Source organism: Streptomyces sp. SCA2-17 (assembly GCF_044336695.1).
Map to the genome: position 1 here is coordinate 3,240,533 of NZ_CP117521.1, position 21,562 is coordinate 3,262,094.

Below are 21,562 nucleotides of genomic sequence, written 5' to 3' on the forward strand. Positions count from 1 at the left end.
TCAGGCCGGGGCGTTCCGCAGGGCGGGGTGGTCCGAGCCGTCCCAGCCGTCCCCGCGATGCATGCAGCGTCCGCGCGGCGAGTCTCAGGTGGTCCCCATGGAGCGTGCGTCTGCATCCGGTGTGCCCGGAACACCCGGCGGGTCGAGGGTGCCCGCGGAGTCCGGCGATGCGGCGCGGGGGGCCAACCTCCGTATGGTCGCGCTCGCGAGTGCGGTGGCGCTGGCCGTCGTGCTGCCGCTGGCGGCCGCCACGGCCGGGCCCGTGGGCCTGTCCGGCCCTGAGGCCGCCCGGGGGGAGAGCTCCGGGAAACGGTCGGGCGCCGACAGCGGACTACGCCTGGGTCCGGGTAAAGACTCGGGCAAGAACGCCGATGCGGGCTTGGGCAAGGACGCAGGCAGGGACGCCGGTACGGAGCTCGGCGGGGACCCCGGCAAGGACCTCGGGAAGGGCCTGGGCAAGGTCCCGGGAGGTGGGGCGGACGGCTCGGCCGACGGGTGGCCGGCGGCATCGCCGCCGCTGGCGGGGCCCGCGGCGGGCCGGGCGTCCGCGCGGTGCGGTCCCGAACTCACGTCGCCGGAGGGCGTGGAGGCCCAGACGTGCGTCCTGGAGCAGGGGAACGAGACCTGGGCCCGTACGTACTTCCGCAACGCGACAGGCGCCCCTCTGCGGGCCGTTCTGACCCTCATGGGCCCCGACGGCCGGACCGTACAGGTGCTCTGCCGCACGACCGCCTCCGACGACCCCGACGGGTGCGAGACGCCCCGCGCGCGGACGGCCCGGGGCGCGGAGGCGGCGCGGACGGGCGCGCGCGGGGAGGACCCGTACACGGCTGTTGCGGAGATCGCCTCGGACGACGCCTCGGAAGGCGCTTCAGACAGGGCTTCGGAGGGCGGGAAGCTGCTGCTGCGCTCGGGGAGCAACTCGGCGGAGGAACCGGGCTGATGGCGGAGCCGGTCGCCGCATGAGTCTTCCGGACCGGCGGCCGTCCCGGGCCGGCCGTCTCCGGGCATGGAAACGCCCGGTCGCTGGCGACGGGGGATGCACCAGCGACCGGGCTCCTAGAACGGTAACAAGAGATTGGCCGTTCGCAAATTCGATCGTGGATTTCCGGACGCGTATTTCCGGTCTGACAGCGGGAGTTGTGACAGGAGTCACGTGAATGGCGCCTGTTTAGGCCCCGGAATCAACTACTCCGCCGTCTGGAAGGCGGCGCTCCGCGCCCGGTCACGGCGTCCGCCGGAGCCCGCTCCGGCGGACCGGCGTCAGTTCAGGGTGATCTGACGGCTGGTGAGCCCGCTGCGCGCCCGGCGCTCGTCGCCCGAGAGCGGAGAGGTATCGGCGAGTGCCGTGGCCAGCCGCTCCGCGAACGCGGCGGCCGGCTTCTCGGTGTCCTCCGCGCTCATCGTGCTCGGCAGGTCCCACACGGGCACGGTCAGCCCGTGCGCCCGGAACGAGCCGACCAGACGGGTGTCTTCCCCGAGCGAGGACGTGCCCGCCGCGTGCAGCCGGGCCAGAGCGTCCAGAAGCTGCTCCTCGGGGTGGGTCATCACCCAGCGGAGGTGATTCTTCTCCGGGGTCTCGCACCAGTACGCGGCGTCGACGCCCGAGAGGCGCACCGTCGGGATCGCGGCGGCGTTGGCCCGGTCCAGGGAGGCGGCGACCTCGCCGGTGGCGTTCTCGGCGTTCTCGACCCAGAACTCGAAGCCCGTGTGCACGTTCGGCTCGAAGGGGCCCTCGGGGTCCACCAGGTCCTGGAGGCGCGGGCCGTCGCCGGCGGCGCGGCCGGCGGTCACCGGGCTGCCCGGGGCGGCGGTCAGGGCGCGCTGGAGGGTGTCCGCGAGGTCGCGGCTGAGGTCGCCGGAGGCGGTGTCGTTCTGCAGGCCCAGGAGGACAGCGCCGTTGTCGCGGCGCAGGGCGGGCCAGGCCATCGGCAGCACAGTGGCCAGCGTCACCGACGGAACGCCCTCCGGCAGCCCGCCCTTGAGGGTGAGCTCGACCGTCGCGGCGGGAACGAGCTCGCGCAGCGCGACCCAGTCGGCCTCGCCGGGCAGCCCCTCGAAGGGCCGGTGGACGAGCTCGGTGGCGGCGTGCGCGGCCGCACGGCCGTGGCAGGCCTTGTAGCGCCGGCCCGAACCGCACGGGCAGGACTCACGGGCGCCGACGACGGGGATCGGACCGTCGACGGCCTGCGGCGTTGCGGCCTTGGTCTGGGGGCGGCGCTTCTTGGCCATGGCGTGCGTGTCTCCCGATCGGTGCAGCAGGTGCGTACGGCTCGTGGCGTACGGCTCGGCGCCGTACGGCTCGATGCGTACGGCTCGTCCGGGCAGTGGCTCGTACAAGCTCGTACGGGCGCGAGCCTAGCGCTCGCCGCGGCGGCCGGAACGGGCACGCGCGCGGGGCGTCGGGAGGACGGTTGCGCGGCCGGCCGGTGGTGGGGTGCCGCTCACCCGCGGAGACGAGGCTCCGCGGCAGGGGGCCCACCGGCCGAGGTCGGGGCGGTGCGCGGGCGCGGTCCCCTCTTGCGGGGGATCTACGCGCGTCACGCCGCCGTTATGTCAGCTCGTCGATATCGGCGAATGCCAGCCTGGGGCCCGCACCCGCTCGTGCGTCCAGGTTTGCGCCCGGTTCCGTCTCAACGCGCGAAGCGAAGCTGTCGTGAGCCGAGAGCGCGGCCCACACCGTCACTTCGCCGGACGCGTCGCGGACGCCCCAGTCCTGGGAGAGGGCGCTGATGATGTTGAGCCCGCGGCCTCCACGGGCGGTCACCGAAGGCGTGGCCGGAACCGGGCGGGTCGGGCCCCCGCCGTCCGTCACCTCGACCGTGAGCCGGCCGTGGGTGTCCACCCTCCACGCGGCACGTATTCCCCCGTCGTTCTCCCCCTCGCCCTCGTCTCTGCGGATGCCTCCCGCGGCGCTCAGCGGGCGTCCGTGCCGGTACGCATTGCTGAGCAGCTCCGAGAGGATCAGAACAGCGTCGTCGATGACCGAATCCGGTACCCCGATGATGCGCAGATCCTTGCGCATCCGGTGTCTTGCCTGGCCCACACCGGTTGGACCATGGGGTACGGCCATGATCGACGACGTGGGCACCTCCTGTGCCACCACCAACGCCACCCCCGAGACCTCCTTTGCCCCACGTCAGGGGATGGATGCCCCAATGGACTGGACCGGAAACCGGCCATCCCGCACCCGCCGGGGGCACTCGGGCGAGTCGAACACGCACCGAACGCGCCGGTGCACTCCATGTAATGGGGCGGAAGGGGATTCGGCTACGGCATCCGGCTACGGGCGGCCGAGCTGGGTGAGTACGCGCTTGGGCCGGTTCGTGATCAGCGCGTCGACGCCGAGGCGGGCGCAGAGTTCGACGTCCTCGGGCTCGTTCACCGTCCAGACGTGCACCTCGTTGCCCGCCTCGTGCAGCCGGGCGACGTACCCGGGGTCCTTGCGGATGATGCGGATGCTCGGACCGGCGATGCGGACGCCCGCGGGCAGGCGCCCGTCCCGGTGGCGCGGCGACACGAACTGCATCAGATACACGGTCGGCAGGGCGGGGGCGGCGAGCTGGACGCGGTGCAGGGAGCGGGCGGAGAAGCTCATGACCCGTACGGGCGAAGGGGCGCCGGCCGGGGGATCGGCGAGGCCGAAGCGGCCCAGCAGCTCCAGCAGCTTCTGCTCCACCTGACCGGCCCAGCGGGTCGGGTGCTTGGTCTCGATGGCGAGCTCGACGCGGCGGCCCGCGTCGGCGACGAGCTCCAGCAGGCGCTCCAGGGTGAGCACGGACGTCGCGTCGAGGTCCGGGGCCTCCGTGGCCGAGACGTCGGCCTTCCACGAGCCGAAGTCGAGGGTGGCGAGATCGGCGAGCTCCAGGGCGGAGACGGCGCCGCGGCCGTTGGAGGTGCGGTTGACGCGGCGGTCGTGCACGCAGACGAGGTGACCGTCGGCGGTGAGCCGTACGTCGCACTCCAGCGCGTCGGCGCCGTCCTCGATCGCCTTCCGGTAGGCGGCCAGGGTGTGTTCCGGAGCGTCGTCGGAGGCCCCGCGGTGGGCGACGACGGAGAGCGGGTGGCGCTCGGGGCCGAGGTCCCGGGCCGGGTGCGCATAGGTCACCGCGTTATCGTGCCATCGCCCGGCACCCTCACGCATGCGGTCCCTTTTGCCGGGGAGTGCCCGGAGTAAACGTGTGCTGCCGTGGGGCACAGGGTCCGCTTACGGTGGTCTGACGCGTGTTGGGAAAAGCTGGTCGTGGGGCGACGCGGACTCCACCACACCGAACTGATGTGCACCTGATGAGGAGAGAGCTGTGAGCACCGAGAACGAGGGCGCAGCGGGCGCGCCTGCGGAGGGCGTTCCGGATGTTCCGGGCGGCTCGTCGGGAGGTCCGTCGGACGGTTCGTCCGGCATCTCTATGGCGAAGGGCGGTCAGGCGGCGCCGGGGGCCGGTGAGCAGCCGGCAGCCGGTGAGCAGCGGCCCGCAGGCACGGACGCGCAGGCTGCGCCGTCCGCCGCGGATGCCCCTGCGGCCCCGGCCCCTCCTGTCGTGCCCCCTGCGGTACCCCCTGCTCCGGCGCCCGCTCCGGAGCAGCCGGCGGCTCCGCCTCAGGCGCCTCAGCCTCAGCCTCAGCCGGCTCAGCCGGAGTACGCCCAGGCGGGCGCGCCGCAGGCAGGCGTGCAGGGCCGGGCCGGAGTGCAGGGTCAGCCGGGCGTCCAGGGTCACCCCGGCGGCGGCTGGTACGACGGGCAGGCCCAGCAGCACCCGGCGCCGCCCGCGCCCCCGCAGGGGCAGCCTCAGGCGCACCCGTACCCGTACGGTGCACCGGCGGGTGGCGGCCCGGCGGGCCCGGTCGGCCCGACCGGCGTGTGGGCGGGCGGTCCGGACGCGTACCCGCCGGTTCGTAAGCGTGCCGGCGGCCTCGTGGCGATGGCGCTGGCGGCGACGCTCGTCGCGGGCGGCATCGGCGGCGGGATCGGTTACTGGGCGGCCAGCCGGGACGACAGCGGCAATTCCACGACGGTCTCCTCCTCCGGCGACCCGAAGACGGAGAGCCGCACCCCCGGTTCCGTGGCCGACATCGCCGGCAAGGCGCTGCCGAGCGTCGTCACCATCGAGGCCCAGAGCGGGGGCGGGGAGGGCGGCACGGGCACCGGCTTCGTCTACGACAAGCAGGGCCACATCCTCACCAACAACCACGTCGTCGCGTCGGCCGCACAGGGCGGCGGCAAGCTCATGGCCACGTTCTCGGACGGCAAGCAGTACGACGCCGAGGTCGTGGGCAGGGCGCAGGGTTACGACGTCGCGGTCATAAAGCTGAAGAACCCCTCGGGCGCGAAGCTCAACCCGATCCCCCTGGGGAACTCGGACAAGACGGCGGTGGGCGACGCCACGATCGCCATCGGTGCGCCGTTCGGCCTGTCGGGCACGGTCACCACGGGCATCGTCAGTGCCAAGAAGCGGCCGGTGGCCTCCAGCGACGGCGGCGGCATGGGCAAGGCCTCGTACATGAGCGCCCTTCAGACGGACGCGTCCATCAACCCGGGCAACTCCGGCGGGCCGCTCCTCAACGCCCAGGGCGCGGTCATCGGCATCAACTCGGCCATCCAGTCCGCGAACAACGGCGGCGGCTTCGGCGGCGCCCAGCAGCAGGCCGGCAGCATCGGCCTCGGCTTCGCCATCCCGATCAACCAGGCCAAGAACGTCGCCGACCAGCTCATCAGGACCGGTCAGCCGGTCTACCCGGTCATCTCCGCCTCGGTGAACATGAAGGACGCCGGCAGCGGCGCCCGGATCGCCCCCAACGGCGACAACAACAGCCCGGCCGTGACCCCGGGCGGCCCGGCCGACAAGGCGGGTCTCAAGCCCGGCGACGTCATCACCAAGCTCGACGACACCACCGTCGACAGCGGTCCCACCCTCATCAGTGAGATCTGGACCCACAAGCCGGGCGACAAGGTCACCGTGACCTACACGCGCGACGGCAAGCAGTCCACGGCGGAGATCACGTTGGGCGAACGCAAGGGCGACAGCTGAGGCGTCAGCCGAAACGACAATGCAGTAAACGTCATTGCAGTAAACGTCATTGCAGTAAACGTCAATGCAATGACGGAAGGGGCGCCCCCGGCTCGGGGGCGCCCCTTCCGCATGCCGGCTTCCCCGGCTCGAAACAGCGGGGGCGCGGCGGCCCGGTCAGGCGGCCGGCAGGACCTCCTTCTCCGCGGCGGCGGCACCCTCGGCAGGCGGGGCCCCGCCCTTGCCGCCGCGCATGACCACCACGGCGAGCAGTGCGGCGGCCAGGACACCGATCGCGCTGACGGTGAGGGTGGTGGTCATCGAGGCGGTGAAGGCGTCCTTGGCGGCCCGGACCAGGCCCGCGTCGCCCTGGGCGACGGCCAGCGCACCGCTGATCGACTGCTTGGCCTGCTCGGGGGCGCCGGCCGGCATCTCCGCGGAGAAGCTGCTGGTGAGCAGCGAGCCGAGGATGGCGATGCCGAGGGCGGTGCCGGCCTGCTGGATGGTGTCGTTCAGAGCGGAGCCGACGCCCGCCTTGTCGGCGGGGATGGTTCCCATCAGGGCGCCCACCGCGGCCGGCATGGCCGTACCGGCGCCGAGGCCGAGCAGGACGAGGGCGATCGCGGGGACGGTGAAGCCGCTGCCGGCGCTGACGGTCGTCAGCAGGCCGAAGGAGGCTGCCATCAGGAGCATGCCGGCCAGGATCAGCCGGCGGTGGCCGGCCTTGGCGGCGAGCTTGGCGCCGACTCCGTTGCCGATCAGCGCGGCGACGGCCAGCGGGGTGAACGCCAGGCCGGCCTTGACCGGGGAGTAGCCGAGGACCGACTGGAGGTACTGGGTGAGGACCAGGAGCAGACCGCCGTTGCCGATCTGGACCAGGGCCAGCGAGATCGAACCGCCGGTGAAGTCGCGGTGCTTGAAGAGGACCAGCGGGACCATCGGGGAGGCGGTGGTGTTCTCCCAGATCACGAAGCCGGTCAGGGAGGCGGCGGCCACGGCGAGGGTGATCAGCCCGCGGCCTTCGAAGGCGCCGTGCTGCGGGATCTCGACGATCCACCAGACCAGGGCGGTCATGCCGACGGCGGAGAGGACGGCGCCCAGCGGGTCGGGCTTCTGCCAGGGGCCCTTGGACTCGGGCATCAGCAGCAGACCGGCCACCACGGCCAGGACGACGACCGGGACGTTGATGAAGAAGATCGAGTGCCAGGAGAAGCGGTCGATCAGGACGCCGCCGAGGACCGGGCTGCCGACCAGGCCGAGCATCGACACCGAGCCCCAGGCCGCCATCGCCTTCGGGCGCTCCTCCTCGTCGAAGACCGTGATCAGGATCGACAGCGTGGACGGCATGATGAGCGCGCCGCCGACGCCCATGACCGTGCGGACGGCTATGACTTCACCCGGGGTGGTGCAGAACACCGCGGCCAGCGACGCCGCTCCGAAGAGCAGCAGGCCGATGATCATCACCTTCCGGCGGCCGAACCGGTCCCCGAGGCTTCCCGAGGTCAGCAGCAGGCCGGCGAAGACCAGCACGTAGGAGTCGAGGATCCACTGGATCTGCTGGGGGCTCGCCCCGGTGTCCTCGGTCATGGCCGGCACGGCGACGGTCAGCGCCATGCTGTCGACCACCAGGACCAGCGTGCTGAGGCACAGCACGATCAGGATCCACCAGCGGTGCGGACTGCGGGTCTCGTTCCGGGATCCTGCGACTTCGGCTGCGGCTGCCATCGGGCTTTCCTTCCGGGGTCGTGCGCACGACGTTCCGGCAATGCGCACACTGTTCCGAGCGATGCGAACACCGTACGCGTGGGCGTACGGTGTTCGCAACCCCTTAAGCCTGTACGCTGACTGCGCACGACGTACGCAAAGGAGCGAGCCGATGGCCGCCGACAAGGCGCCGCAGAAGCCGAAGCCCATCCCCTCCGTCTGGACCCGCCGGTCCCACGAGGCGGAACAGCGCGGGCTGTCCCAGGACGCGATCGTCCGGGAAGCGATCGTGATGCTGGACGCCGAGGGCATCGAGGCCCTGAGCATGCGAAAGCTGGGCGCCCGGCTGAATGCCGGAGCGACCTCCCTGTACCGCCACGTCGCCACCAAGGACGAGCTGATGGAGCTCGCCGTGGACCAGGTCTTCGGGGAGATAGACGTACCGCCCGCCGACTCCGCGGACTGGCGGACGGCAGCCACCCGGGCCGCCGCCTCCTTCCGTGCGACGGCCCTGCGACACCCCTGGCTGACCTCGGTGCTGGGCCAGGCCGGCCTGGCCTACCTCGGCCCCAACCTGATGTCCTTCTCCGACCGGCTGGGGGCCCTGTTCATCAAGGCGGGCTTCCCCGATCCCACCCGCGCGATCGACTCCCTCATCGCGTACGTGATGGGCATGAGCAGCGCCGAGGCGGCCTGGCTGAACACGGTGGCCCGGACCGGCGAGACGGAGGCCGGCTTCATCGCCCGTCTCATGCCCGCCGCCCAGCAAGCCGCCGCGGGCCACGAGAACCTGACCGAGGCTTACGCCGCCGCCGCGACCGACGCGCTCGACCCGGTCGCGACGCGTGACGCCAAGTTCGCCTACGGCCTGGAGGCCATGCTCGACGGCCTGGCCCTACGCCTCCCGCCCGGCCCGCCGCAGGCGGGGTGACCACCTTCCGGGAACCCGCGGCTTTCCCGGCCAGGTCGCGCGAAAGGGCGGCCGGGTGCGCCCGGCCGCCCCGCGCTCAAGCGTGTCAGTCCTCGTTCGGCGGGCTGATGAACTCCAGGGTCCAGGTCTCCTGGAACTCCGGCGCGGGCTTGACCACCGTGATCTGCGCACCACGGTGCCCGGCGCGCAGGGCGAGTTCATTCTCCGTCAGGATCTTCAACCCGCCGATGACCCGCTCGAAGTGAAACTTCGCCAGCTCCTCGCGCTTGACGCTGTTCACGAAGAGCCTGTCCTCGGGAACGATCAGGCCCGCGCTGTCGTGCTGGGCGAGGCGGATCACGTACGGCGCGTTCGGCTCGGGCGTGAACGGCTCGATGAGCCACTCCTGCTCGATCGGCAGGGGGTTCAGCCGGTCGGTGATGACGGGCGCGCCGTACTTGATGGCGTACTCCGTCGCCGTCACCAGGGAGGTGGGACCGATGATGTGGGCGTGGATCTTGTAGATACCGGGCTGTACCGGAACGGGAGCCATGTGACAGGACTTCCTCTCTCGCGGTCCACTGCACCGCCGACGAACCGTCGGAAGTGACACACGTCACCTTGGCAGCGCTGCCCGTCGCGCCGCACGGTCGGAAACCGCCACAGTCCATGACGGCGCGGATCGCTCGATCGCAGGTGCGAAATCCGAGTGATCGTGGAGCTCGCGGAGAGCGGCCTAAGGGAACGTCTTGAAAACCGTCGTGGCAGCGATGTCACCGAGGGTTCACATCCCTCAGCCTCCGCCGAGGCCAGCGTAGGCGCTGTCAGAAGGGGTATTCCTGATTCGGGGACGCCCCTTTCGCATGGTGTCCATCTCACCTTGGATCGCCGATATCCCGGCTTTGATCAGCGCGTGTGGCCGATCTGAGGCCCGGGCCCGAGAGCCCCAGTGGATAGTTGCAGGCCGCATCTCAGTCCGTGCGGCTGCTACGGACGGTACGGACATATGCGTCGATTGCCTGGACTATGCGCCGAGTGTGATCTTCGTGTGCATCGGCGTCGATGGAACACAAGCGTTGGTCGCTGCCACAGTGCTTCCAGTGGAGGCCGAACTGGGTGTTGGCGCTATGACACAGAGCGTCCCACACAGCTTCAGCCGTCTCACCGACTTGATTCGAACAGGCCAGCGCGACTTGTTGAAGATTCTCCCGCAAGATCACTATCCCGAAGTCCAGATCTGCCTGGGTGGGGGGAACTCGCGCTGCCAAGCTCGGGGGAGGTTGAGATAGCCATCCGATCATACTCTGACGTTGGGAGAGTTGGGCTCGCTGCAAGAACGAGAGCAGGCTGGGCCGCTCGTCGAAGGCGCCGAGCCAGACGCCGCCGTTGATCACACCAGCTTGAACAACGATGTCCGAGCGACCGCCATGGAACTGATTGCTGACTGAAGAGCGGGCAATGCTTGCACCTTGCACATGTAATGCCATCAACTTGTTAGCCCACCACGCGACCGACGAGTCCCGGTTGGGCGTTCCATCCGTCTCCACCGTTAGCACCCCTCCCGAGCAGTACGGTACGTGCTGAGAGGGATACGAAGGTAACCGCCCGGAACAGCAACGCCGTTGGCTGCCAAAGAGGCCCTCTGAACGCAAAACGAGTGCGGGCCGTGGCTCTTCGTGAGCTACGGCCCGCACTCCGCTCCGGGATGCAGGGGCTACCCAGCTGATGCCTCGGCGGCCTTCGTCAGGGCTCGCTCGATCTTTTCGTTGGCCTCCTGCTGGAGGCCGTGAAGGACCTTGGCGTAGAAGCGGAAGAGGACGGCGATGCTGTGGCCCGCGCGGCGGGCGACCTCGGCGGGGACGACGCCGGAGGTCAGCCAGAGCGAGACGCCCGCATGCCGCAATGAGTAGGCCTTAGCTGCACGGGGCGACGTGGCTTCGGCCTCGGACAGGGCGGCTGGCGGGCGCACTTCCAGATCTCGCCGTACTCCTTGGAGAGCAGGTGTCCACCGCGGGCGGCGCGAAAAAGCCGGCCGTCTTCGGCGACGCCGAATGCTGAGATGTGGTCGCGGAGCAGGCGGACGAGGACGGGTGGGATGGGCACGGCGCGAGTCGCGTTGCGTGGCCCGGGGCCTGCGTGTAGTGCAGACCCAAGGCCGCCGACTAGGGGACGACCATCCCGTTAAGAGGCAGTGCTGCCCTCGCCGAGCAGGCTGTGGAGTAGGTTGCAGGCGGAGTCGGCGAGGCCGCCGAGGCCCAACCCTCCCAACAGGCCGTCATCTGGAGCGGCCATGATGCGGCTGTTTGCCGTCCCGGCGGGGGCCTCGGCATGGGCAGTGCCCGACATGGTCAGTGCGGCCCCCACAAGGGCGAGGGCGGCAAATACACGCTTGGTGTTGGTCATACATGATGAACGCGCATAGGCCGTCCTGGTTACCGTCCGTTTCCGAGCCGCGAGCTTGCCTGGTCGGGCCGCCCGCGGGCGGTTCGTGGGTGCCGGGGAGCCGCGGGCAGTGCCGGGCCGGGCCGGTGGCGGTGGTCCTGGTGGTGGGGCAGCTCGAAGCCCGTCACGCCGGACGGCCGGTGGAGGGCGGGCAGGCTGTTCAGAGTTTCTGTACTTGTTCAAGGCGGACCGCTGACGCGGTCCGCGCGCGCTGGCGGCCCGCGGCCGCCGCCCGCTCCTGTCTCCGCCCCGCTATACGGCGGCCCCCGGCCGCTCAGCGCGCACCACTGCTTCGCACACCGCCCGGAACACGTTCAGCACCCCGACTGGCGGCCGGCACTCCACGGCCACCCGGTGTGACGGGCTTCGAGCAGCAGCACCACCAGGACCACGCACCCCGGCCCGACCGGGCACTGCCCGAGGCTCGCGGCGCCCGCAAAGGCCCGTGGTGGGCCGATGCTCTGTGGTGCAGAACGCTTCGCGTGCGGCGTCGAGTTCGCCTGCGGGAGGTGTATCAGCACCAGCGCCGCTGACCCGTGGGGGGCTCAGGCCGTGACGAGGGAAAAGCATTGGCATAGTGGTTGATGCCGGGAAGTGGCACAGGTGCACACATGGCGGACGACCGCTCGGCTGCCCCGCCGTCGTGGCTGACTGTCTGTGGCATAGGAGCCATTCCGTGGCCAGTCTTGACTCCCCTGCTGTGCGTTGCCGACTGCGGAGTCCGAGGCGGGGCACCACGGCCCCTTGACGGGGCCGGTCGGCCGGGTCATCGTCTGTGCAACCAGACGCAACCGAGTAGGCAGGGGTCAAGGTCATGGCTCTACTGTTCTTCGGCAAGGACCCGAACACCAACGGCGATGACTGCCCCACGGTGTGGGTGGACGGCAAGTCAGCCGACCTGGTGTTCCAGGGCTGGAAGGCCGACGGCGAGACCGAAGACGAGTGCCGTACGGTGGGCCACATCCCCGACACGGAAGCAGTGATCCGGATTCCGGCGCGTATGGTGCCGCTGATCAGGAAGGCGTGCGATGAGGCCGAACAGCGTTCCGCCGTTCAGTGACCTGATCAAGGAGTGCCACCGGTCGGCCGTTCACCTGGAGCTGCGGGATACGTACAGCGTCGCCTCAGAGGCCGACGATTTCGCGGAGTGGCAAGCCTGTGGGCGGATCACGCACGAGTCGGTGGAGCGCCGTCGCTCCTGGCTCGATCTGGTGCGAAGCACGGTCGCGCGCGGCGTGGAGATGCGTCGAGCCCGGGTGGTCTCTCTGCCCGCTAGCGAGTACATCCGCTACGAGCACGCGGGAACCTACCTGAACGTCGCGGCCGGCGAAAGGGTCCGCTGGTTGCCCAGAAAGGACGCAACCACGCTCGCTCTGCCCGGCGCGGACTTCTGGCTGTTCGATGACCGGCTGATCCGCTTTGGGCACTTCAGCGGTGACGGCGCCTCTGCAGGGCACGAACTGTGCGACGACCCGGCAGTGGTCAAACTGTGCGCTGAGGCGTTTGAAGCGGTCTGGCAGCGCGCCACACCTCACCAGGAGTTTGCCGTCTAACGGCGTTAGTAGACGAGCCGGCTCATGCCCAAATACCAGTCGTCGAGCGTCGAAGCAGCGCGCAAGGCAGTGGCGGCGAAGCTGCGTGAGGTCCGTCTCGACGCGGGGCTGACAGGGCATGAGCTGGCCGTACGCTGCGGGTGGAACAAGTCCAAGTCCTCACGCGTCGAAAACGCGCGGACGCCTCCGTCCGACGCGGATATCCGGGCATGGTGCGCGGCATGTGATGCAGACGATCAGGCGGCTGACATCATCGCGGCGTCGCGGACTGCCGACTCCATGTATCTGGAGTGGAAGCGACTGCAGCGCACCGGCTTGCGGCGATTGCAGGAATCACGCCTCCCGCTCTATGAGCGTACGAAGCTGCACCGAGGCTACGCGTCACACGTCGTACCCGGCTTGTTCCAGACTCCCGCGTACGCATCCGCGCTGCTCTCGGTCATTCGCCGATTCCACGGCACGCCGGACGACACTGCCGAAGCTGTCGACGCCCGTATGGCCAGGGCGCGCGTCCTCCAGGAAGCGGGGCACCGATTCACTCTGTTGATTGAGGAGTCGGTGTTGAGGTACCAGATCGGCGATGCCGGGACGATGGCCGGCCAGTTGGGACACCTGCTGTCGGTGATGTCGTTTCCCGCTGTATCCGTCGGGATCATTCCGTTCACGGCCCAGGGCCGCGGCATGTGGACCCTGGAAGGCTTCAACATCTTTGATGACGAGCGGGTCCACGTGGAGCTGCTGACGGCCCAGGTGACCGTCACGGCGCCGGGTGAGGTCGCGATGTACGTCAAAGCGTTCTCCGAGTTGCGGGACCTGGCTGTGTACGGGGCGCCAGCCCGAGCTGTGGTGACCGCAGCACTCGACTCCCTCCGGTGAAGAACTCGCGTGCAACAACGTAGAACTCACTGGATGGTCGGACTTTCGTGCTCCTAGCGTGTCGCCATTCGGACGACACGAGGAGCGGGGATGAGCACTCGTAGGACGACCATGTCATCGGCCCCCCACCTGGGATTGCCGACCTTTGAGCCGCCGGAACCGGTCCCCGGTTGCGGTGAGTGCACGAGATTGGCGTCTACCCGGTTGGACGCCCGGACGGCAGGTGACTACACGACCGTCACGGACTGCGACATCCGGATGCGCAGGCACGCGGAGGGGCACCAGTGAGCCGGGTCTTTCGGTTCGAGCCGTACACGATCACGCAGGACGAGGCGGTGTGTCCCGAGTACACCGCGGAGTGCGTGGCCGGTGACGAGGACGAGTGCGGCGCGCACTCCGGCCGCTTTGTCGACCGTGGGACTGTCGAAGGGTGGATGTTCGAGCACGCTCGGGACTCAGGTCACCGGCCGTTCCGGCGGACGTTCACCGATTACGCCGACGTCGACCAGGACCAAGCCGGCGAGCACGGCCAGGAGCGCGGCGAGCGGGCCAAGGGGGTCACGGTCGCCCACGGCTTCCCCGTCACGGCCTACGTACTGATCATGGATCGTCTGGGACGCATGTTGCTGGTGCACCCGGCGAAGGCCGGCGGCCCGTGGCATCTGCCCGGCGGGATCGTTGAACCGGGGGAATCGCCCCTCGACGCCGTCCGGCGGGAAGTCCGTGAAGAACTCGGCCTCACCTTCGATACCCACTCCTGGCAGTTCCTCGCCGTCGAATGGTTGCAGGCCACCCGCCCGGGGCGGCGCGACCGGCTGTCCTTCCTCTTCACCGGACCTCGCTTGTACTCCGGCGACGAGAACCGCATCGCCCTCCAGCCCGAGGAGCTCGACGCGTGGCGCTGGGAGTACACCGGCTCCGCGCTCGAACTGCTCCACCCCCGACTGTCCGCACGTGTCTCACGGGCGTTGCGTACGCATCGCGCCCGCCCCGTCAGTTACCTGGAAGCCAGGAACGAGGAGGCCACACCATGACCGACTTCCCCGCCCGCACCCTTCGGATCGGCACCCGCAGTTCCCCGATGGCGCTCGCCCAGGTCGAGCAGGTCTCTGCCCTTCTGCGGAAGGAGGAGCCGGAGCTGAAGATCGACGTGGTGCCCGTGACCACCGAGGCGGACAAGTGGCAGGGGGACCTAGCCCAGCTCGGTGGCAAGGGGCTCTACGTCAAGGAAATCGATCAGATGCTCCAGCGCGGTGACGTCGACATGGCCGTCCACTGCGTCAAGGACGTCCCCGGCGACCGGCCTCTCCCACAAGGGCTGATCTTCGCCGCGTACCTGCTCCGGGACGACGTGCGGGACGTCCTGCTCTTTCCGGAGGGCTCCGATCGGCAGACTCTGGACGATCTCCCGCCGGGCGCCGTCGTCGCTACCTCCGCGGTGCGGCGGAAGGCGCAGATCAACCGGGTGCGGCCCGATCTCAGCGTCGTACGGGTCCGGGGTGCGGTCGGCTCGCGGGTCGAGAAGCTCGACGGCACGAGGAAGGTGGACGCCAAGCTCGACGCGATGGTGCTCGCCACCTCCGGGCTGGAGCGGCTCGGGATCGCCCACCGCGGGCGGCAGGTCTTCAGCGTGGACGAGGTGCTGCCCGCAGTCGGCGCCGGCACCCTGGGCCTGGAGTGCCGCCGGGACGACGCGGCCGTGACTGGACTGCTGGCCCGGCTCAACGACGAGCGGACCATGACCGAGATCACTGCCGAGCGGGTCATGCTGCACGGCCTGCGCGGGCACTGCAACAGTCCCATCGCAGGCCACTGCATCACCGACCCCGACGGGCAGCTGTCCCTGCGCGGCATGGTCTTCTCCCGCGACGGGTCGAAATTCGTCCACGCCCACATCTGGGGCGAACGCGACAACGACCCCGCCACCCTCGGCACCCGGGTCTGTGCCGAGCTGCTGCGGCAGGGTGCCCGCGACATCATCGAGGGCATCCCGCACTGACGCAGCGGCCGTCCGTGGACGACCAGTGGACGGGCCTACGCGACTACGCCCCGCGGCCGGTAGGCTGTACCCGCTCCGTCGCAGGTAGGCGGGTGCGAGGAGAGTTGCCCGAGCGGCCTAAGGGAACGGTCTTGAAAACCGTCGTGGCAGCGATGTCACCGTGGGTTCAAATCCCACACTCTCCGCCCGTCCTGCGTCCGCGCAGGTCACAAGGGGTGCCCCTCGGTAGGGGTGCCCCTTCTTCGTGCGTGCCTGCTTCATGGGCGCCGTCACCCCGTCTCGCCCACCGGTAGTTCCCCGGCCGAGAGCATCGCCCGGATTCCGTCCTTCTCCACCCTCACGTCGCGCAGTTGCAGGTCGCGGGCCTGCTTGGGGAGGGCGAACGAGAAGGACAGGCGGTCCGTGAGTTCCGGGGGGCGGACGTGGGTCAGGGCGGCGATCAGGTGGGGGTCGATGCCGAGCTTTTCCAGGAGCCAGGGGTGGTCGACGACGGCGTCGATCAGGTTGAGGCGGGTGAGCTTCTCCACGAAGCGGGGCGCGCCCGTCAGCTGGTGCAGTTTTTCCTCGCTCCGCAGGGCAAGGGCGACATCGGTGGGGGAGACTCCCAGCCGTTCCGCCAGGGCCGGCACCGAGAGCAGGGCCTTGGCGCGTGCCGTGTCGCGGCTGATGCGTTCGGCGGTCTCGTGGTGGAGGGTGAGGCCCTTGCCCTTGCCGGGGCGGTAGGTGGCGATGCCGGGCAGGTCCAGGCTCATGTCGTCGATGTTCGTCGACAGGCTCCGGCCCCCCGAGAGCTGGAGCCGGGCCTGGGCCCGCAGGCGTACGTCCTGGCCCGCGATCGTCAGCTTGCCGTTGGCGTCGACCGCGTGGTCGTCGTGGCGGCTGAAGCGGACCTGTGAGGCGGCGAGTTCCCGGTTCATGTCGTCGAAGGAGAGCCGGACCTCGCCGTCGAGGTTTTCCACGACGGCGCCGCGAATGGCGTTGGGGAGGCTTCCGGTGAGCCGGATGTCGTGGGCGCTCGCCCGGACCTCCGCGAGGGACACGCGGTCGGCGGCCACGTGCGGCACGGTGACGTCCACGCGCTGCAGCCGCTTCTCCAGGACCTGGGTGAGGAACGGGAAGCCGTGGATGTCCACCTGGGGAGCGGCCGCCAGGTGGAGCTCCTGCTGGAGCTTCTGCTGTGCCTTCTTCTCCGCGTACATCTGTGCGCAGCGGTCCGCCAGGACCAGGATCCCGCCGCAGAGGGCGAGCGCGATCAGCAGCTTCAGCGCGCGGGGCACGGCCGCGAACGGGCTGCGGCGACGGCGGCGGCCGCGCTTGCCGCGGCGGTGGTTCGGCGGCGACCAGGGATCGTCGTCCGGTTCCGCATCCGATTCCGCTTCCGGGTAGCTGAGGCGGAGGGGGATGAGTGGGGGCGGCTCGGTGTGGGGCTCCGGGTCGGCCAGTTCTGCCAGTTCTTCGTACGGGTTGTGGGGGCGGGAGGGTATGCGTATGGGGGGTCGCATCGCCATATCCCACCACGCGCGCGCCCCTCGGACGCAAGGGCTACCGGTGGTACGTCCTAAAACGGCACCGCTATTGACGTCCGTTCCGCTTTGTCGTGGACCTGCCCGAGCCGCCAGTGATCAGGTACTGTTGCTCCCGGCCAGTGGCAGAAAACCGTCCCAGGAGGTGAGACCCATTACCGCAGTGGCAGTCAGGGTGCTCTCTTCCTACGGTCGTACGGTCGCCTCTTCCTTGTAGCCGACCCGCGAGAGCGCCCTTCGGTGATCCGGAAGGCCCCCTCATGGTTGCTTCGCTTTCTCTCCCCTCTTCTCTCCCCTCGCTTTCCTCTTCTTCTTTCTCTTCCTCCTTCCTCTTTCCTCGCGTCGTTTCCGCGCTCCGGGCCGCCGGCTGCGTCTTCGCCGAGGACGAGGCCCGGCTCATCCTCGGCGCGGCGCGTACGGCCGGCGAGGCAGAGGACATGGTCGCGCGGCGCGCCGCCGGACTCCCGCTCGAACACGTGGTCGGCTGGGCCGAGTTCTGCGGCCTGCGCATAGCCGTCGACGCGGGCGTCTTCGTACCGCGGCGGCGTACGGAGTTCCTGGTCGGACAGGCGGCGGCGCTCGCCCTCGCCCTCCCCTCCCCGCGCGCCGTCATCGTCGACCTGTGCTGCGGCTCCGGAGCGGTGGGCGCCGTGCTCGCCGCGGTGCTCGGCGACGCCGAGCTGCACGCGGCCGACATCGACCCCGCCGCGGTGCGCTGTGCCCGGCGGAACGTCGGCGCGGGCGGCGCCGTGTACGAAGGCGACCTCTACGAGCCGCTGCCCCGGGAACTCCAGGGGCGCATAGACGTACTCGTGGCCAATGCGCCCTACGTGCCCACCGAGGCGATCGCCCTCCTGCCCGGCGAGGCCCGCGACCACGAGGCGCGCGTGGCCCTGGACGGCGGGTCGGACGGGCTCGGCGTGCAGCGCAGGGTCGCCGCGGCCGCTGTGGACTGGCTCGCGCCCGGCGGTCACCTGCTGGTCGAGACGAGCGAGCGCCAGGCGGCGGGCACGGTCGCGACGTTCCTGGCGGCCGGGCTGAGCGCGCAGGTCGTCGAGTGCGAGGAGCTGGACGCGACCGTGGTGGTGGGAACGGCCCCGGCCGCCTCCCCCCGCCCCGCCTGAACGTATATGCCCTCTCCTGCCGCCCCCTTCCCGGCTACGTTTACGAAATTGGCCGAAATTTCGCCGGAACGGTTCTGCCCTTGTGGCTCTTGGTCTTCAAGGGTCCCCTGGGGGCCAGGGGTCGGCGGTCCGGCGAAGTGACGGGGTTTAAGGCGGAGTGGTCATGCTTGCGAGGGAATGGCGAGGGACGGGTGGTTCGCCGGGGATTCGGGGGGCAATCTTGAGGTGCGACGTCGAAACCTCGCCGGGTGGTCGGCCAACTCCCCGGCTCTGCCGAGTAGTTATCTCTATTGGGCAGTAGTTCCGCTCAGCGTTCCGGAGGAATTGAAATGGCAAGCACCCGCACTGCTCGCGTCCTCACCACCGCCGCCGCCGTCCCCGTGGCCGCCGTCCTCCTCTCAGGCGTCGCCCACGCCTCCGACGACGGCAATGGCAACCAGGTGGCCAACCGCGGGTCGAACGCCGCCGCGGCGGCCGTCGTCGGAAGCGGCGTCGGGGGAAGCAACCACGGGAACTCCAGTACGACGCAGCAGCAGGCGACCGGCACCGGCGCGCACAACGCGGCCAACACCGCGAGTGCCAACGGCCCGGGCAACACGGCCATCCGTCAGGACAACGTCACCATCATCTTCACCGACGACCGCTGGTAGGCCGGGGCGGCCGGGGCCGGATCCGGGGGTGGCACGGCCGGGGGCGGCATAGGTGACCAGGTGCCGGGGCGACCAGGCGACTGGGACGACCGGGTGACCGGGACAGAGGGTCTGGTGATGGTGCGCGGCGGCACTCCGGTGCCGCCGCGCAGCCATGTCCGGCAGCGCGCGGTCCTTGACCGCCCTCCCGAATCTGACGGATAGTCAGATTGGTAGAAGAGAGAGGGGGTCCCCGTGCGTCCGCCCAGCGACGTCCACCACCTGCTCAAGGCCTTCGAGGGCCGGCCCGCCGCCGTCTCCGCGCCCGCTCCCGACCCCGTCAACCTCCCCATGATCAGGCACTGGTGCGAGGCGATGGGCGACACCAACCCCGCCTACACCGGTGATGAAGCGATCGCCCCGCCCACCATGCTCCAGGCCTGGACGATGCCCGGTCTCTCCGGTGCCTCCGCCGCCCGCACCCCCGCCTACGACGAGCTCTTCGCCCTGCTCGACGGCGCCGGGTACACCGCGGTCGTCGCGACCGACTGCGAGCAGGAGTACGTACGCCCGCTCCGCCCCGGCGACCGGCTCACCTTCGACACGGTCATCGAGACCGTCTCGCCCCGCAAGACCACCAGGCTCGGCGCCGGCTACTTCATCACCACGATGATGCGCGTGCGGGCCGCCGGCGAGCTCGTCGGCACCCACCGCTTCCGCATCCTCAAATACGCACCGGCCCCCGTACGGCCCCCGGCTCCCGAAGAACACCCAGAGCCCACCCACCCCACCCGCCCCCGCCCCGTGATCAACCGCGACAACGCCCCCTTCTGGGAAGGCGTCGCCGCGCACAAGCTGCTCATCCAGCGCTGCACGGCCTGCGGCACCCTCCGCTTCCCCTGGCTGCCGGGCTGCGGCCGCTGCGGCTCGCCCGCGTGGGAGACCGTCGAGGCCGGCGGCTCCGGCACCGTCCACTCGTACGTCGTCATGCACCACCCGCCCTTCCCGGCCTTCGACCCGCCGTACGCCGTCGCTCTCGTCGAACTCGCCGAAGGCGTACGGATGATCAGCAGCATCACCGGCGTCCCGTACGACGGCGTGCGCATAGGAATGTCGGTCGAGCTGGAATTCATACGAGTGGACGACGCATGGGAACTCCCGGTGTTCCGCGCTCAGTCGGCCGGTCCGGAAGGGGCGGGCGCATGAGGCCCGGCGAAGAACTCCCGTCCCTCACCGTCCCCATCACCCGTACGCTCATCGTCGCGGGTGCCTTCGCCTCCCGTGATTACCAGGACGTGCACCACGACGCCGAGGCCGCCCGCGCAAAGGGCACTCCTGACATCTTCATGAACATCCTCACCACCAATGGCTTGGTCGGCCGTTATGTCACCGACTATGTGACCGGTCAGCTCGGCCTGAATGTCGTTCTCCGCAAGGTTTCCATCCGGCTCGGAGTGCCCAGCTATCCAGGCGACGTTCTGGTGCTGACCGGAAGGATCCTTTCCGTGGATGAGCACACCGCCGCGTCCGAGGGCCTCATCGAGATCTCCGTCGCCGGTACGAACCGCCTCGGCCGCCACGTCACCGGCCGCGTCGTCGCCGCCCACCCCCTCCCCACCCGGCCCCGCCCGTGATCGCCGGCACCGCGGCCGTCGCCGGCATCGGCGCCACCGCCTTCACCAAGGACTCCGGCCGCAGCGAGCTCGCCCTGGCCGCCGAGGCCGTCCGCGCGGCCCTCGACGACGCCGGGCTCGGCCCCCGCGACGTCGACGGCATGGTCACCTTCACCATGGACACCAGCCCCGAGATCACCGTCGCCCAGGCGGCCGGCATCGGCGAGCTGACCTTCTTCTCCCGCGTCCACTACGGCGGCGGCGCGGCCTGCGCCACCGTCCAGCAGGCCGCCCTCGCCGTCGCGGCCGGCCTCGCCGAGGTGGTGGTCTGCTACCGGGCCTTCAACGAGCGCTCCGGCCGCCGCTTCGGCGCCGGGGTGCGGTCGCGCGAACCCTCGGCGGAGGGCGCGGCGCTCGGCTGGGGACTCCCGTACGGGCTCCTCACGCCGGCGTCCTGGGTCGCCATGGCCGCCCGCCGCTACCTGCACACGTACGGCCTGGAGCCCGGGGTCTTCGGGCACGTCGCCGTCACCGACCGCCGTCACGCCGCGACGAACCCGGCCGCGTACTTCCACGGCCGCCCGATCACCCTCGCCGACCACGCCGCCTCCCGGTGGATCGCCGAGCCGCTGCGGCTGCTCGACTGCTGCCAGGAGACGGACGGCGGGCAGGCCCTGGTCGTCACCTCCGTCGAGCGGGCCCGCACCCTCGCCCGCCCGCCCGCGGTGATCCTCGCGGCGGCGCAGGGCGCCGGCCGCGCGCAGGAGCAGATGACCAGTTACTACCGGGACGGCATCGAGGGACTGCCCGAGATGGGCGTCGTCGCACGGCAGTTGTGGGGCAGCAGCGGCCTGGGCCCCGCGGACGTCGATGCGGCCGTCCTCTACGACCACTTCACGCCGTACGTGCTGATGCAGCTGGAGGAGTTCGGCTTCTGCGCGCCCGGCGAAGGAGGCGCGTTCGTGGAGTCGGACGTCCTGCCGCTGAACACGCACGGGGGCCAGCTGGGGGAGGCGTACCTCCACGGCATGAACGGCATTGCGGAGGCGGTGCGGCAGGTGCGCGGCACCGCCGTGAACCAGGTGCCGGGCGCCGCCCGGGTGCTGGTCACCGCCGGGACCGGAGTTCCCACGTCCGGGCTGCTTCTCGGGGCAGACGGATGAACGGAGGGCGTGTCACGGAAC

Annotated in this window: 21 protein-coding genes, 1 tRNA gene and 1 pseudogene; 14 read left to right on the forward strand and 9 right to left on the reverse strand. The window is 70.4% G+C overall.

Annotated elements, in window-relative coordinates; genetic code table 11:
• The first annotated feature begins 97 nt into the window (after positions 1–97).
• Positions 98–943, forward strand: coding sequence for a hypothetical protein (locus PS271_RS14505; RefSeq protein ID WP_398382295.1), 846 nt, complete (start codon positions 98–100; stop codon positions 941–943).
• Positions 944–1,263: 320 nt separating this feature from the next.
• Here PS271_RS14505 and PS271_RS14510 read toward each other — a convergent pair whose 3' ends face one another.
• The 3 genes and pseudogenes from PS271_RS14510 to PS271_RS14520 form a co-directional block, all read right to left on the reverse strand.
• Positions 1,264–2,232, reverse strand: a complete 969-nt coding sequence (locus PS271_RS14510) for a DUF5926 family protein (protein ID WP_398386852.1) — start codon at positions 2,230–2,232, stop codon at positions 1,264–1,266.
• Positions 2,233–2,551: 319 nt separating this feature from the next.
• A pseudogene (locus tag PS271_RS14515) lies at positions 2,552–3,203 on the reverse strand (ATP-binding protein).
• 80 nt (positions 3,204–3,283) lie between these two features.
• A complete protein-coding gene (locus PS271_RS14520) occupies positions 3,284–4,108 on the reverse strand; it encodes a glycerophosphodiester phosphodiesterase (protein WP_398382296.1) in 825 nt (274 codons plus the stop codon).
• A 193-nt stretch (positions 4,109–4,301) separates the two neighbouring features.
• On the opposite strand from PS271_RS14520, the gene PS271_RS14525 reads away from it, so the two are divergent.
• A complete protein-coding gene (locus PS271_RS14525) occupies positions 4,302–6,026 on the forward strand; it encodes a S1C family serine protease (RefSeq protein WP_398382297.1) in 1,725 nt (574 codons plus the stop codon).
• 156 nt (positions 6,027–6,182) lie between these two features.
• Here PS271_RS14525 and PS271_RS14530 read toward each other — a convergent pair whose 3' ends face one another.
• Positions 6,183–7,730: an MFS transporter gene (locus tag PS271_RS14530; protein WP_398382298.1), complete on the reverse strand. Its 1,548-nt coding sequence runs from the start codon at positions 7,728–7,730 to the stop codon at positions 6,183–6,185.
• A 151-nt stretch (positions 7,731–7,881) separates the two neighbouring features.
• Between PS271_RS14530 and PS271_RS14535 the strand changes: the two genes are divergently transcribed.
• Positions 7,882–8,640, forward strand: a complete 759-nt coding sequence (locus tag PS271_RS14535) for a TetR/AcrR family transcriptional regulator C-terminal domain-containing protein (RefSeq protein ID WP_398382299.1) — start codon at positions 7,882–7,884, stop codon at positions 8,638–8,640.
• 85 nt (positions 8,641–8,725) lie between these two features.
• On the opposite strand, the gene PS271_RS14540 is transcribed toward PS271_RS14535, so the two are convergent.
• The 4 genes from PS271_RS14540 to PS271_RS14555 all read right to left on the reverse strand — a co-directional run bounded on the left by PS271_RS14540 (position 8,726) and on the right by PS271_RS14555 (position 11,022).
• The gene (locus PS271_RS14540) at positions 8,726–9,172 is read right to left on the reverse strand and encodes a hypothetical protein (protein WP_398382300.1); all 447 of its coding nucleotides are present in this window, start codon (positions 9,170–9,172) and stop codon (positions 8,726–8,728) included.
• Between the two features lie 418 nt (positions 9,173–9,590).
• Positions 9,591–10,166, reverse strand: a complete 576-nt coding sequence (locus PS271_RS14545) for a hypothetical protein (protein ID WP_398382301.1) — start codon at positions 10,164–10,166, stop codon at positions 9,591–9,593.
• Positions 10,167–10,333: 167 nt separating this feature from the next.
• A complete protein-coding gene (locus tag PS271_RS14550; protein ID WP_398382302.1) occupies positions 10,334–10,522 on the reverse strand; it encodes a hypothetical protein in 189 nt (62 codons plus the stop codon).
• Between the two features lie 278 nt (positions 10,523–10,800).
• Complete coding sequence (locus PS271_RS14555) at positions 10,801–11,022, reverse strand: hypothetical protein (RefSeq protein WP_398382303.1); 222 nt, start codon at positions 11,020–11,022, stop codon at positions 10,801–10,803.
• Between the two features lie 853 nt (positions 11,023–11,875).
• On the opposite strand from PS271_RS14555, the gene PS271_RS14560 reads away from it, so the two are divergent.
• The 6 genes from PS271_RS14560 (at position 11,876) to PS271_RS14585 (ending at position 15,674) form a co-directional block, all read left to right on the forward strand.
• The gene (locus tag PS271_RS14560) at positions 11,876–12,121 is read left to right on the forward strand and encodes a hypothetical protein (RefSeq protein ID WP_398382304.1); all 246 of its coding nucleotides are present in this window, start codon (positions 11,876–11,878) and stop codon (positions 12,119–12,121) included.
• The gene (locus PS271_RS14565) at positions 12,090–12,614 is read left to right on the forward strand and encodes a DUF6879 family protein (RefSeq protein WP_398382305.1); all 525 of its coding nucleotides are present in this window, start codon (positions 12,090–12,092) and stop codon (positions 12,612–12,614) included. The genes PS271_RS14560 and PS271_RS14565 overlap by 32 nt, the downstream gene beginning before the upstream one ends.
• A 24-nt stretch (positions 12,615–12,638) precedes the next feature.
• Positions 12,639–13,490: a helix-turn-helix domain-containing protein gene (locus tag PS271_RS14570; RefSeq protein ID WP_398382306.1), complete on the forward strand. Its 852-nt coding sequence runs from the start codon at positions 12,639–12,641 to the stop codon at positions 13,488–13,490.
• 284 nt (positions 13,491–13,774) lie between these two features.
• Positions 13,775–14,524 (forward strand): NUDIX domain-containing protein, encoded by a 750-nt coding sequence (locus PS271_RS14575; RefSeq protein WP_398382307.1) that lies wholly within the window; start codon positions 13,775–13,777, stop codon positions 14,522–14,524.
• A complete protein-coding gene (gene hemC, locus PS271_RS14580) occupies positions 14,521–15,489 on the forward strand; it encodes a hydroxymethylbilane synthase (RefSeq protein ID WP_398382308.1) in 969 nt (322 codons plus the stop codon). The genes PS271_RS14575 and hemC overlap by 4 nt, the downstream gene beginning before the upstream one ends.
• A 98-nt stretch (positions 15,490–15,587) precedes the next feature.
• Positions 15,588–15,674: transfer RNA gene (locus tag PS271_RS14585), tRNA-Ser, on the forward strand.
• 84 nt (positions 15,675–15,758) lie between these two features.
• Here PS271_RS14585 and PS271_RS14590 read toward each other — a convergent pair.
• Complete coding sequence (locus tag PS271_RS14590; RefSeq protein WP_398382309.1) at positions 15,759–16,991, reverse strand: LmeA family phospholipid-binding protein; 1,233 nt, start codon at positions 16,989–16,991, stop codon at positions 15,759–15,761.
• A 281-nt stretch (positions 16,992–17,272) separates the two neighbouring features.
• Between PS271_RS14590 and PS271_RS14595 the strand changes: the two genes are divergently transcribed.
• The 5 genes from PS271_RS14595 (at position 17,273) to PS271_RS14615 (ending at position 21,541) form a co-directional block, all read left to right on the forward strand.
• Positions 17,273–18,136 carry a putative protein N(5)-glutamine methyltransferase gene (locus PS271_RS14595; protein WP_398382310.1) on the forward strand — a complete coding sequence of 288 codons (864 nt, stop codon included), beginning with the start codon at positions 17,273–17,275 and terminating at the stop codon, positions 18,134–18,136.
• 329 nt (positions 18,137–18,465) lie between these two features.
• Complete coding sequence (locus PS271_RS14600) at positions 18,466–18,786, forward strand: hypothetical protein (protein ID WP_398382311.1); 321 nt, start codon at positions 18,466–18,468, stop codon at positions 18,784–18,786.
• A gap of 234 nt (positions 18,787–19,020) precedes the next feature.
• Entirely contained in the window at positions 19,021–19,971 is a 951-nt protein-coding gene (locus PS271_RS14605; protein ID WP_398382312.1) for a bifunctional MaoC family dehydratase N-terminal/OB-fold nucleic acid binding domain-containing protein, read from the forward strand.
• Positions 19,968–20,399, forward strand: coding sequence for a hotdog family protein (locus PS271_RS14610; RefSeq protein ID WP_398382313.1), 432 nt, complete (start codon positions 19,968–19,970; stop codon positions 20,397–20,399). Before PS271_RS14605 ends, PS271_RS14610 begins: the two co-directional genes overlap by 4 nt.
• Positions 20,396–21,541, forward strand: a complete 1,146-nt coding sequence (locus PS271_RS14615; RefSeq protein WP_398382314.1) for a lipid-transfer protein — start codon at positions 20,396–20,398, stop codon at positions 21,539–21,541. Before PS271_RS14610 ends, PS271_RS14615 begins: the two co-directional genes overlap by 4 nt.
• Positions 21,542–21,562 lie beyond the last annotated feature (21 nt).

Coding starts and splice junctions, on each gene's coding strand:
- PS271_RS14505 (WP_398382295.1), top strand. CDS start 98: ATGGAGCGTGCGTCTGCATCCGGTGTGCCCGGAACACCCGGCGGGTCG.
- PS271_RS14510 (WP_398386852.1), bottom strand. CDS start 2,232: ATGGCCAAGAAGCGCCGCCCCCAGACCAAGGCCGCAACGCCGCAGGCC.
- PS271_RS14530 (WP_398382298.1), bottom strand. CDS start 7,730: ATGGCAGCCGCAGCCGAAGTCGCAGGATCCCGGAACGAGACCCGCAGT.
- PS271_RS14535 (WP_398382299.1), top strand. CDS start 7,882: ATGGCCGCCGACAAGGCGCCGCAGAAGCCGAAGCCCATCCCCTCCGTC.
- PS271_RS14540 (WP_398382300.1), bottom strand. CDS start 9,172: ATGGCTCCCGTTCCGGTACAGCCCGGTATCTACAAGATCCACGCCCAC.
- PS271_RS14555 (WP_398382303.1), bottom strand. CDS start 11,022: ATGACCAACACCAAGCGTGTATTTGCCGCCCTCGCCCTTGTGGGGGCC.
- PS271_RS14560 (WP_398382304.1), top strand. CDS start 11,876: ATGGCTCTACTGTTCTTCGGCAAGGACCCGAACACCAACGGCGATGAC.
- PS271_RS14565 (WP_398382305.1), top strand. CDS start 12,090: ATGAGGCCGAACAGCGTTCCGCCGTTCAGTGACCTGATCAAGGAGTGC.
- PS271_RS14570 (WP_398382306.1), top strand. CDS start 12,639: ATGCCCAAATACCAGTCGTCGAGCGTCGAAGCAGCGCGCAAGGCAGTG.
- hemC (WP_398382308.1), top strand. CDS start 14,521: ATGACCGACTTCCCCGCCCGCACCCTTCGGATCGGCACCCGCAGTTCC.
- PS271_RS14590 (WP_398382309.1), bottom strand. CDS start 16,991: ATGCGACCCCCCATACGCATACCCTCCCGCCCCCACAACCCGTACGAA.
- PS271_RS14595 (WP_398382310.1), top strand. CDS start 17,273: ATGGTTGCTTCGCTTTCTCTCCCCTCTTCTCTCCCCTCGCTTTCCTCT.
- PS271_RS14600 (WP_398382311.1), top strand. CDS start 18,466: ATGGCAAGCACCCGCACTGCTCGCGTCCTCACCACCGCCGCCGCCGTC.
- PS271_RS14610 (WP_398382313.1), top strand. CDS start 19,968: ATGAGGCCCGGCGAAGAACTCCCGTCCCTCACCGTCCCCATCACCCGT.